The 10189-nt window shown below is 43.3% G+C and carries 11 protein-coding genes; 9 read left to right on the top strand and 2 right to left on the bottom strand.

Annotated elements, in window-relative coordinates; all coding sequences use genetic code 11:
* Positions 1–110 precede the first annotated feature (110 nt).
* The 9 genes from ACW6PM_RS10015 to efp all read left to right on the top strand — a co-directional run bounded on the left by ACW6PM_RS10015 (position 111) and on the right by efp (position 7671).
* A complete protein-coding gene (locus ACW6PM_RS10015; protein ID WP_456057070.1) occupies positions 111–2387 on the top strand; it encodes a glucose PTS transporter subunit IIA in 2277 nt (758 codons plus the stop codon).
* Positions 2388–2408: 21 nt separating this feature from the next.
* Positions 2409–3248 carry a PRD domain-containing protein gene (locus ACW6PM_RS10010; protein WP_308651475.1) on the top strand — a complete coding sequence of 280 codons (840 nt, stop codon included), beginning with the start codon at positions 2409–2411 and terminating at the stop codon, positions 3246–3248.
* Positions 3249–3516: 268 nt separating this feature from the next.
* Positions 3517–4617 carry a redox-regulated ATPase YchF gene (gene ychF, locus ACW6PM_RS10005; protein WP_308651474.1) on the top strand — a complete coding sequence of 367 codons (1101 nt, stop codon included), beginning with the start codon at positions 3517–3519 and terminating at the stop codon, positions 4615–4617.
* Between the two features lie 75 nt (positions 4618–4692).
* The gene (locus ACW6PM_RS10000; protein ID WP_012742286.1) at positions 4693–4950 is read left to right on the top strand and encodes a YlmC/YmxH family sporulation protein; all 258 of its coding nucleotides are present in this window, start codon (positions 4693–4695) and stop codon (positions 4948–4950) included.
* Positions 4951–5098: 148 nt separating this feature from the next.
* The gene (gene nrdR, locus ACW6PM_RS09995) at positions 5099–5554 is read left to right on the top strand and encodes a transcriptional regulator NrdR (RefSeq protein ID WP_012742287.1); all 456 of its coding nucleotides are present in this window, start codon (positions 5099–5101) and stop codon (positions 5552–5554) included.
* Positions 5555–5599: 45 nt separating this feature from the next.
* Positions 5600–6007, top strand: a complete 408-nt coding sequence (locus ACW6PM_RS09990; RefSeq protein ID WP_456057069.1) for a hypothetical protein — start codon at positions 5600–5602, stop codon at positions 6005–6007.
* Positions 6004–6510 (top strand): YqeG family HAD IIIA-type phosphatase, encoded by a 507-nt coding sequence (locus tag ACW6PM_RS09985; RefSeq protein WP_456057068.1) that lies wholly within the window; start codon positions 6004–6006, stop codon positions 6508–6510. The genes ACW6PM_RS09990 and ACW6PM_RS09985 overlap by 4 nt, the downstream gene beginning before the upstream one ends.
* Before the next feature lie 41 nt (positions 6511–6551).
* A complete protein-coding gene (rpiB, locus tag ACW6PM_RS09980) occupies positions 6552–6995 on the top strand; it encodes a ribose 5-phosphate isomerase B (RefSeq protein ID WP_022293086.1) in 444 nt (147 codons plus the stop codon).
* A gap of 118 nt (positions 6996–7113) precedes the next feature.
* Positions 7114–7671 carry an elongation factor P gene (gene efp, locus ACW6PM_RS09975; protein ID WP_012742291.1) on the top strand — a complete coding sequence of 186 codons (558 nt, stop codon included), beginning with the start codon at positions 7114–7116 and terminating at the stop codon, positions 7669–7671.
* Positions 7672–7730: 59 nt separating this feature from the next.
* On the opposite strand, the gene ACW6PM_RS09970 is transcribed toward efp, so the two are convergent.
* Both ACW6PM_RS09970 and ACW6PM_RS09965 read right to left on the bottom strand, forming a co-directional pair.
* Positions 7731–9038, bottom strand: coding sequence for an oligosaccharide flippase family protein (locus ACW6PM_RS09970; RefSeq protein WP_456057067.1), 1308 nt, complete (start codon positions 9036–9038; stop codon positions 7731–7733).
* A gap of 121 nt (positions 9039–9159) precedes the next feature.
* A complete protein-coding gene (locus ACW6PM_RS09965) occupies positions 9160–9990 on the bottom strand; it encodes a Cof-type HAD-IIB family hydrolase (protein WP_456057066.1) in 831 nt (276 codons plus the stop codon).
* Positions 9991–10189 lie beyond the last annotated feature (199 nt).

The raw sequence follows: 10189 nt of genomic DNA, 5'->3' as shown, positions 1-10189 counted from the left end.
TAACTTTTAACAGGGTTAGTGTATGATAGGTGCCTCCTTTTTTGTCGCTGGAGCAATAAATGATAGGTGCAAATCAGTACATACCCTGCATTTATTAGGAGGAAAAGCTCATGAAAGACAAAATTTTTGGTGTCCTGCAGAGAGTAGGACGAAGCTTCATGCTTCCAATTGCAATCCTTCCGGTAGCAGGCTTGCTTTTAGGACTCGGAAGCTCATTCACCAACACCACAACAATTGAGACTTATGGTTTACAGTGGCTGCTCGGAGATAAGACTATACTCCATGCACTTCTTGTAATCATGAATGCGGTCGGAAGTGCCATATTCGATAACCTTCCGCTTATTTTTGCGGTCGGAGTAGCAATCGGAATGGCAAAGAAGGAAAAGGAAGTGTCAGCACTTTCGGCAGTCATAGCATACTTTGTTATGAATGTGTCAATCAATGCGATGCTCAAGATTTCCGGAAAAATCCTTGCAGACGGAAGCATTGCAAAGGATGTGCTTGATGGAACCATCACATCAGTATGCGGTATCCAGTCACTGCAGATGGGCGTGTTTGGCGGAATTATCGTAGGACTTGGAGTGGCAGCACTGCACAACCGTTTCTACAAGATTGAGCTGCCGAATGCATTGTCATTTTTCGGTGGAACAAGATTTGTGCCTATCATCTCAACAGTGGTATATCTGTTTGTAGGAATTTTAATGTACTTTATCTGGCCGACAGTGCAGAACGGAATCTATGCACTCGGCGGAGTGGTGACAGGAACAGGATATTTCGGAACACTTCTCTTTGGTATCATAAAGAGAGCTCTTATTCCATTCGGACTGCACCATGTATTTTACATGCCGTTCTGGCAGACAGCAGTCGGCGGAACGATGGAGGTTGCAGGACATATGGTTGAGGGTGGACAGAACATCTTCTTCGCACAGCTTGCTGACTCTGCAAACATCACACATTTCAGTGCTGATGCCACAAGATATTTCTCGGGAGAGTTCATTTTCATGATTTTCGGACTTCCGGGAGCAGCACTTGCAATGTATAAATGTGCAAAGCCGGAAAAGAAAAAGCAGGCAGGAAGCCTTTTACTTTCAGCAACACTTGCATGTATGTTTACAGGAATCACAGAGCCTCTTGAGTTCTCATTCCTTTTCGTAGCACCGGCTCTCTTTGCAGTACAGGTAGTGCTCGCAGGAAGCGCATACATGATAGCGCATATTTTAAACATTGCGGTAGGACTTACTTTCTCAGGCGGACTGCTTGATTTCTTCCTGTTTGGTATATTGCAGGGCAATGCCAAGACAAGCTGGATGCTCGTGATTCCGGCGGGAATAGTATATTTCTTACTGTATTACTTTATTTTCAGCTTCCTTATAAAGAAGTTTGATTTCAAGACTCCGGGCCGTGAGGATGACGATACAGAGACAAAGCTCTACACCAAGGCAGATGTAAATGCAAGAAAAACTGCCAAGGATACAAAAGCTTCTGACGACAAAGCGACTGTAGACGAGCTCTCACAGACTATATCACGAGGTCTCGGCGGCAAAGTCAATATCTCAGATGTGGACTGCTGTGCGACAAGGCTTCGTATCACAGTAATAGACCCTGACAAGGTAAACGATGCGCTTCTTAAATCAACAGGAGCATCAGGAGTCGTGCACAAGGGACAGGGCGTACAGATTATCTATGGACCGAGAGTAACGGTAATAAAGTCTGACCTCGAGGATTATCTTTCGAGTGTGACAGAGGAACACTTCGAGGATGACGCAGTAGCAAATAATACAGCTGGCGCAGATGAAGCAAAGAACGAAAGAGCAGCTTCGGCCACTGGTTCAAAAACAGAAGAGTCAAACACAGCTTCAGATAATTCACAGGAATCTGATGTGAAAGAAGCACAGGAAGCCGGCGACGTAAAAGAGCCGACAAGCACAGTCATAATCTCAAGCCCTATGACAGGAGTAGCAGCAGACCTCTCAACAGCGCCGGATGAGGCATTTGCCAGTAAAATGATGGGTGACGGAGCGGTAGTCACACCTGAGGAGGGAGTCGTTGTAGCACCTGAGGATGGAACGGTTTTATTCGTTTTTGATACAAAGCATGCTTTGGGATTTACAACCGACTCAGGAATTGGTATGATAATCCATGTAGGAATTGATACAGTAAAGCTCGAGGGTAAAGGCTTTGACGTACAGGTTGAGGCAGGACAGAAGGTGAAGAAGGGCGATGTGCTTATGAAGCTTGATCTGGATTACTTAAAAGCAAACGCACCATCAGTTACCACTCCTGTCATCTGCACAGAGCTAAAGGATAATCAGAAAATCCGCCTTATCACAGACGGACCGATTAAGGCAGGAGAGCCTCTCTACGCAGTTGACACCTACGAGAAGTAATATAAATGCCGGGGGAATGATATGTACAGAATCACAAAGGTCTTAAATCACAATACAGTGCTTGCGGTAAAGGACAAGAGCGCAAGAGAATATCTGATAGTCGGCAAGGGTGTGGGCTTTGGAAAGAAAATCACACAGTCTATTGAGCCAACGGATGAGGATTCACTGTATGAGCTGACCCAGACAAGGGATAGAGGGCCGGCAAAGGACATAGTAAAATCCATTGAGCCGGAGTATCTTGAGATAGCAAACACACTGCTAGATGATGCAGAGCATGAGTTTGGACATATAGACAGGAGCATATTGTTCCCTATGGCAGATCATATAGCATTTGCCGTAAAGCGTATGGAAAACAAAGAACAGATCAGCAATCCTTTAAACGATGACATTCGTGTGATGTTTTATAAGGAATACAAGATAGCTGAGAATATACGTCATATACTAAAGGATAAAAAACAAATTGATATAATTGATGATGAGATTGGCTACATTACTCTTCATATTCATACATCCTTAAACAATTCAAAGGTATCGGATGCCATGGAGATGGCGGCAGCAGTTCGAAAATGCGCCACATTTATAGAGGAAAAGATTGGAAAGCACATAGACGTCACTACTATGGCCTACAACCGCCTCATGAACCATATCCGCCACATGGTATCAAGAGCCGCGACCGGAGAGAAATTAAAGGTTGATCTCAATCAGTTTATCGAGAAAAATTACCCGGAGTCATTCGCACTTGCAGGTGAGATATGCAAGGAGCTTGGAAAGGACTTAAATCATGAGTTTCTGGACAATGAGACAGGCTACCTTGCCATACATATCGAGCAGATTAAGTGCGATGAGATGGTAAGTGAATGATAAAATGTGAAAACCTTCCTGCATATTAGGTTATGTGTGGGAAGGTTTTTTCGTGAAAAAAGTACTGTGATGGAAGAAATGAATGGGGATTTGCGTAAGAAAATAGATATAACGAATGGGGATTTGCGTAAGAAAATAGATAAAGCGAATGGGGATTTGCGTAAGATTATGTACAAATCCTCCTTAGTGTGATACACTATATACTTGTATCAACAACCAATTGACACAAAATACATACGAAAATCAATTTAAAGGAGATATATATACCATGAAACTCGGAATCGTCGGACTTCCGAACGTCGGAAAGTCTACATTATTCAACTCACTCACAAAGGCAGGAGCGCTTTCAGCAAACTATCCTTTTGCCACAATCGACCCAAACGTAGGTATCGTTTCAGTGCCTGACGAGAGAATCGTAAAGCTCGGAGAGCTCTATCACACAAAGAAGGTTACACCTGCAACAATCGAATTTGTTGATATCGCAGGTCTCGTAAAGGGAGCCAGCAAGGGTGAGGGACTTGGAAACCAGTTCCTTGCAAATATCCGTGAGGTAGATGCAATTGTGCACGTAGTGCGCTGCTTTGAGGACACAAACATCATCCATGTAGATGGCTCTGTAGACCCTGCAAGAGATATCGAGACAATCAATCTTGAGCTTATTTTCTCGGATGTTGAGATTCTCGACAGAAGAATTGCAAAGATTGCAAAGCAGGCAAGAATGGACAAGACACTTGCAAAGGAGCTTGAGCTTGTCGAGGCAGTAAAGGCTCATCTTGAGGACGGAAAGATGGCCAGAACCTTTGAGGTGCCTGATGATGAGGATGCTCAGCTTTGGTTCAAGGGCTATAATCTCCTTACAGCAAAGCCTACCATCTATGCTGCAAACGTATCAGAGGACGACCTCGCAGATGACGGCGCAAACAATCCACACGTTGCAAAGGTAAGAGAGATGGCAAAGGAAGAGGGCGCAGAGGTATTTGTTATCTGTGCACAGATAGAGCAGGAGCTTGCAGATCTCGATGAGGACGAAAAGAAGGAGTACCTTGAGGATTTAGGTGTAGAGTCAAGCGGTCTTGATAAGCTTGTAGCAGCCAGCTATTCACTTCTCGGACTGATTTCCTTCCTCACAGCAGGAGAGGATGAGTGCCGTGCATGGACCATAAAGAAGGGCACAAAGGCGCCACAGGCAGCCGGCAAGATACATACTGACTTCGAGCGTGGCTTCATCAAGGCAGAGGTAGTCAACTATCAGGATCTTCTCGACAACGGAAGCCTTGCAGCCGCAAGAGAAAAGGGTATCGTAGGCATGGAAGGAAAAGAGTACGTTGTTAAGGACGGAGATGTAATCCTTTTCAGATTTAATGTATAATTTTATTAATAAAACGCTTTTATAAGCACAAAATCAAAAAGAAACGCATAAGATAGACCAAGGGAGGTCTGTTTTATGCGTTTTCTGGATTTATGCGAAAAAGAGGTTGTGAGCGTGGAGGAGGGCAGGTTCATCGGACACGTGCGGGATTTGGAGTTTGACCCGGTCTGTGGCAAAATCTGTGCGATTATCGTGCCGGGACCGGGAAAATATATGGGAATATTTTGCAGGGATTACGAATATTGTATTCCATGGGTTAAGATTGTGAAGATAGGACCCGATATAATATTAGTAAATATATGTGAGTCTGATATGAGGCGTAAGCTGTTGTGATTAAAAAAGTGCTAAAAAAGTCAAAATCAGTACAAAACATATTGACAACAAAAATTAGTATAGATATACTAAACTGTGTATAGGTCTTTTTAAATACAGAAAGATATTTTTGCCATTCATATTATAAGATATCTACGGAGGGTACAGCATGAAGTGTCCATTTTGCAGTAGTGACAACACAAGAGTAATAGACTCAAGACCGGCTGATGACAACAGTTCTATCAGGCGCAGAAGGCTGTGCGATGATTGTGGCAAGCGTTTCACTACATATGAGAAGGTGGAGACGATTCCCCTCATCGTTATAAAAAAGGACAATAACAGAGAGCAGTATGACCGCTCCAAGATTGAAAAGGGCGTGCTTCTTGCATGTCACAAGAGACCAATTTCAGCAGATACAATCTCGAAGCTTGTAGATGAGGTTGAGATAGAAATCTTTGCCAGAGAGGAAAAGGAAATCTCCACATCACTCATCGGAGAGCTTATTATGGACAGATTAAAGGACCTTGATGCGGTAGCATATGTGAGGTTTGCATCAGTTTACAGAGAGTTTAAGGATGTCAACACCTTTATGACAGAGCTTAAAAAGATGCTTGACACCAAATAGTGTTTAGGCAGCAGGATTTATTTAGAACAGGATAGGAAGGTGCGTATGAACATTTCCGGTATTCGCCCGAGCGAAGGCTTTTATTCATACAATTCCATAAGGTTAAACGAGCTTAGAAACAGCCAGATTATGAGGTCGAAGCAGGCAGTGGATGACACAGCTTCACAGGCTTCTGCTACTGATGATACAGCTGATTATGAGGCTGCAAGGGCAAGGCAGAGCTTTACCTCGCTTGATTATGCAAATACATATGATTCCAATGCGAGCTATGAGCTTAAGGGTGCTGACAGTGATATCAGCTCACTTGATGTCACAAAGGCTGTATCCGATTTAGACAAGGATAAGGTATTGCAGCAGTATCAGCATTTTGTCGGCAGTGCGGATGGTATGGTTATGCAGCAGGCAGCCTTGAATGAACAGATTAACAGGGAGACAGAGAATTTTATACTATGAGTTTTTTATACCCGGGAGAGTACATTGACTCGACATACAGCATAGATTTTGATAAATTATATAAGGAGGGCTACAGGGGTGTCATTTTTGATATCGACAACACCCTTGTGACTCATGGTTCGCCTGCTGATGAGCGGGCGATTGCTTTGTTTGGGCACCTTAAGGAGCTTGGATTTTCGTGCCTGGTGCTTTCAAACAATAAGGAGCCGCGTGTGAAGAGCTTTGCGAAGCAGGTTGGAATAAAGTATATCTACAAGGCGGGAAAGCCCAAGCCATCAGGCTATCGTGCTGCGATGGAGAGGCTTGGCACAGATACGAAAAACACTCTGTTTGTGGGAGATCAGATATTTACGGATATCATCGGAGCCAATCTTACCGGCATCAGGTCGATACTTGTAGCACCTATTGACCCGCATGAGGAGATACAGATTGTGCTTAAGCGCTTTATTGAAAAGCCTGTAATTGCTTGCTATAAGCGGCATTTGAAGAAAGTAAATAAATAATTTTTAACTATTAATATAAATATTTTGGAGGCAGATATATTATGAAGATTGCAATCGGAAACGATCACGCAGCAGTTGAGCTTAAAAAGACAATAATGGAGTACGTTGAGAGCATGGGTCACGAGGTGACAAACTTCGGTACAGATTCAAGTGAGAGCTGCAATTACCCGGAGTATGGTGAGAAGGTGGCTAATGCAGTGGCATCGGGCGAGTTTGACTGCGGAATACTGATATGCGGTACAGGTGTGGGTATCTCAATCGCGGCCAACAAGGTCAACGGAATCCGCGCGGCAGTTTGCTCAGACACAGCCACAGCACGCCTTGTAAAACAGCATAACAATGCCAACATCATAGCCTTTGGTGAGAGAATTGTGGGTGTTGAGCTTGCAAAGGACATCGTAAAGGCTTATCTGACAGCCGAGTTTGAGGGTGGCAGACATGCCAAGAGAGTAGCCATGATATCAGATATCGAGGCAAGAAACTAATATAAAACCAATACAAATTCATACAATAGAAAATAAATACTTGAAATGTATTGCTTTTTATTGTAAAATGGACGAATGAGAGAGCTTAGGCTCGCACGATTTAAGGAGGAAGTAACTAATGATTTCAGCAGGAGATTTCAGAAACGGTGTTACTATCGAGTTCGAGGGAAACATCTATCAGATTATCGAATTTCAGCATGTTAAACCAGGAAAAGGTGCAGCATTTGTACGTACAAAGTTAAAGAATATCATCAGTGGTGGTGTTGTTGAGAAGACATTCCGTCCAACAGAGAAATGCCCTACAGCACACATTGACCGTAAGGATATGCAGTATCTTTATGCAGATGATGATTTCTATCATTTCATGGATGTTGAGACATATGACCAGATTGACTTACCAAAGGATGAGGTTGGCGATGCTCTCAAGTTTGTAAAAGAGAATGAGATGTGTAAGGTTTGCTCACACAAGGGCAATGTATTTGCAGTTGAGCCACCACTTTTCGTTGAGCTTACTGTTACAGAGACAGAGCCTGGCTTCAAGGGTGATACAGCAACAGGCGCTACAAAGCCTGCTACAGTTGAGACAGGTGCTACAGTTTATGTACCACTTTTTGTTGAGACAGACGATGTTATCAAGATTGATACAAGAACAGGTGAGTACCTTTCACGTGTATAATCTGTAGTTTTATGAGTCTGCACATATTCCGGTATGCTTGGAGTATGCGCAGGCTTTTTTTATTTGTGTGTTGTGTGGCAGGTGAGAATCCCGACAGCAAGAGCCATAAACACATGCGACACAAGCATAGCCCACAGATATGCGTCTATCCCATAGCGGGGGATGAGAAGAACAATCATCAGTATTCTTATCGCACAGGTGAGCAGATTGACAAAAAGCACCTGCTTCGCTTTGCCCAGACCGTGCAGTATGCTGCTAAGCATTCCACTTATGTGCATCAGCGGGCACAGAAAACACAGCCTTCTGAGGAAATATCCGCACAGCTTCGATGAAAAAAGAAAATCCCCTATAAAATCTGACAGCATATAGAATGTGCATGTAAATATAAGTCCAAAGCACAGCCCGAATAATGCGCAGGAGTTTATGGCTTTTGTGATTTTTGTATCCTTTCCGGCGGCATTTGCTTCAGAAACAGATGGTAGAAGCATCACGCAGGCACAGCTGCAAAGCACACCGGGAAATAAAAGCACAGGCAGGGTGAGTCCGGAAATGGTTCCGAATAGGTCAAGGGCTGATGCCGGTGAGAGTCCGTAGAGCTTAAGAGTTCTTGGGATAAGCACATTTTCGACAGATGATGAAAAGCTTACCAGTATGTAGTTTAGTGATAAGGGAACGAAAAGTGCAGCCATGCCAAAGGCTGTTGTTTTCAGGCTTTTGACTGATAATTTAAAGCATGAAAAATCTTTTTTTACAGTGATAACGGAAAAGACGGTTGCGCACGCCTCGCCTGCCACGATGCCGAATATCGAGTATACAGGCTTAAAGCCACTGCTGCCGTCTGACAGTATTGAATATATCAGATAGCAGGTGCCGATGCGCGCGGTCTGCTCAATTAATTGTGTGGCAGCGGGAACGGCAGCTTTTTTTAGGCCGTAATAGTATCCGTTTATGCAGGAATGGATGGCTGCAGGCAGTATGGAAAAGGACAGCGCCCTGACAAGCGCACTACAGCGTGGCTCGCTTAAAATATAAAGGCTTATGTAGTTGGCATTGGAATACATAATAATTGTGAGTAAAAGTGCGATGACGGCTGACATAATTATTGCGCATAGGAGTATAGTCTGCCTGTTTTGAGGCTTTTCTGCAACAAGCTTTGATGTGGCGGTCTGAAAGCCGTTACAGCAGAGTGACATGCATACGGACATGAGTGGAATCACAAGCTGATAGAGTCCAAGACCTGTTGAGCCCATGACGTTATTTAGAAATATGCGAAAGAAAAATCCCATAAACCGACTGGTTGTACTGGCAAGTGTCAGAAAAATAGTTCCGGTCACAAGTGGATTGGATAAATATTTTTTTACAATCAAAAAATCACCTGTCATATGTTGTCTTAGAAGTATATGTGCTTCTTTGCATATATATGACAGGTGATTATTTTATTGTGTGTTAAACAGCTATTCTGCGCTACGTTATCTTATATTTGTGAGATTAACTCATAAAGTGGCGGATAGCTTTGGCTACGCCGTCGTTTTCGTTTGTGTCGGTGACGTAATCAGCCTGTGCCTTAAGCTCATCGGTTGCATTTCCCATGGCCACGCCGATGTGTGCGGCTTTTACAATAGCCATGTCGTTTTCGGTGTCACCGACAGCCATTGTTTCATCAGCTGCGATACCCAGGATTTGTGCCAGCTTATGAAGCGCCACACCCTTGTCTACGCCTGCTTTTGTAAATTCCAGATTGCCGTAGCCGCCGCTTACAAGCGTGATTTCAGGGATTTTTTTCAGATGCTCAAATACCTCGTCGCGGCAGTAGAAGTTATCATTTTTATCCTTTGGGAAATTGATGGTCATTTTCTGCATATGATAATTGTTTTCGCGCATCATTTCAGTGATATCGTTCACACGCTTTCTGGTTGTCATGATGTATTCCTTTATAGAAGGAGGCATTTTGAGCTCCTTTGCATCCTCGAGACACTTGTACGGAGAATAGCCACAGCCGTTTATGAAGGCGTCCATATGAACGCGCTTTGTCATCAGGTAATCAATTATTGAAAATGCTGTCTCATCAGAAAGGCAGTTTTCGTAAAGACATTTTTTGGTGTCAATCTCGTAGATTGCACTTCCGTTTGCAGTGATAGCGTAGCGGATGCCGGTGCCCTTAATTGCATAAAACGGCAGTCCGCCGAATGGACGGCCTGTGGAGATGACCACATTTATTCCTGCGGCAGTTGCCTCTTTTATAGCTTTTATATTTTCCTCTGATATCTGACTTTGGTTGTTGAAAAGTGTTCCGTCGAGATCTAAAGCGATAAGTTTCATAAGAAATCCTTTCTTTTGTTTGAAAAATATAGTGTTTTAGTATATTATGGTGAATAGACTATTGATTTTTGTGTTTTAAAATCGGTTACAATGATAATATAAATTTTCACAAATTTCAAGGATGAAGAGCACATAGCTTTTGCTTTGAAATATTTTACACTGTGGAGTGAATAACAGCTGAAACGGAAAAGGAAACGAA

It is taken from the genome of Agathobacter sp., assembly GCF_977054825.1.
The sequence above is the reverse complement of the archived record's forward strand: the minus strand, read 5'-3'. Positions and strand labels throughout refer to the sequence as shown.

What these genes read in the sequence shown, in the direction of transcription:
- efp (WP_012742291.1), top strand. Translation starts at nt 7,114, where the DNA reads ATGATTTCAGCAGGAGATTTCAGAAACGGTGTTACTATCGAGTTCGAG.
- nrdR (WP_012742287.1), top strand. Translation starts at nt 5,099, where the DNA reads ATGAAGTGTCCATTTTGCAGTAGTGACAACACAAGAGTAATAGACTCA.
- ACW6PM_RS09990 (WP_456057069.1), top strand. Translation starts at nt 5,600, where the DNA reads ATGAACATTTCCGGTATTCGCCCGAGCGAAGGCTTTTATTCATACAAT.
- ACW6PM_RS09985 (WP_456057068.1), top strand. Translation starts at nt 6,004, where the DNA reads ATGAGTTTTTTATACCCGGGAGAGTACATTGACTCGACATACAGCATA.
- ychF (WP_308651474.1), top strand. Translation starts at nt 3,517, where the DNA reads ATGAAACTCGGAATCGTCGGACTTCCGAACGTCGGAAAGTCTACATTA.
- ACW6PM_RS09965 (WP_456057066.1), bottom strand. Translation starts at nt 9,990, where the DNA reads ATGAAACTTATCGCTTTAGATCTCGACGGAACACTTTTCAACAACCAA.
- ACW6PM_RS10015 (WP_456057070.1), top strand. Translation starts at nt 111, where the DNA reads ATGAAAGACAAAATTTTTGGTGTCCTGCAGAGAGTAGGACGAAGCTTC.
- ACW6PM_RS10000 (WP_012742286.1), top strand. Translation starts at nt 4,693, where the DNA reads ATGCGTTTTCTGGATTTATGCGAAAAAGAGGTTGTGAGCGTGGAGGAG.
- ACW6PM_RS10010 (WP_308651475.1), top strand. Translation starts at nt 2,409, where the DNA reads ATGTACAGAATCACAAAGGTCTTAAATCACAATACAGTGCTTGCGGTA.
- rpiB (WP_022293086.1), top strand. Translation starts at nt 6,552, where the DNA reads ATGAAGATTGCAATCGGAAACGATCACGCAGCAGTTGAGCTTAAAAAG.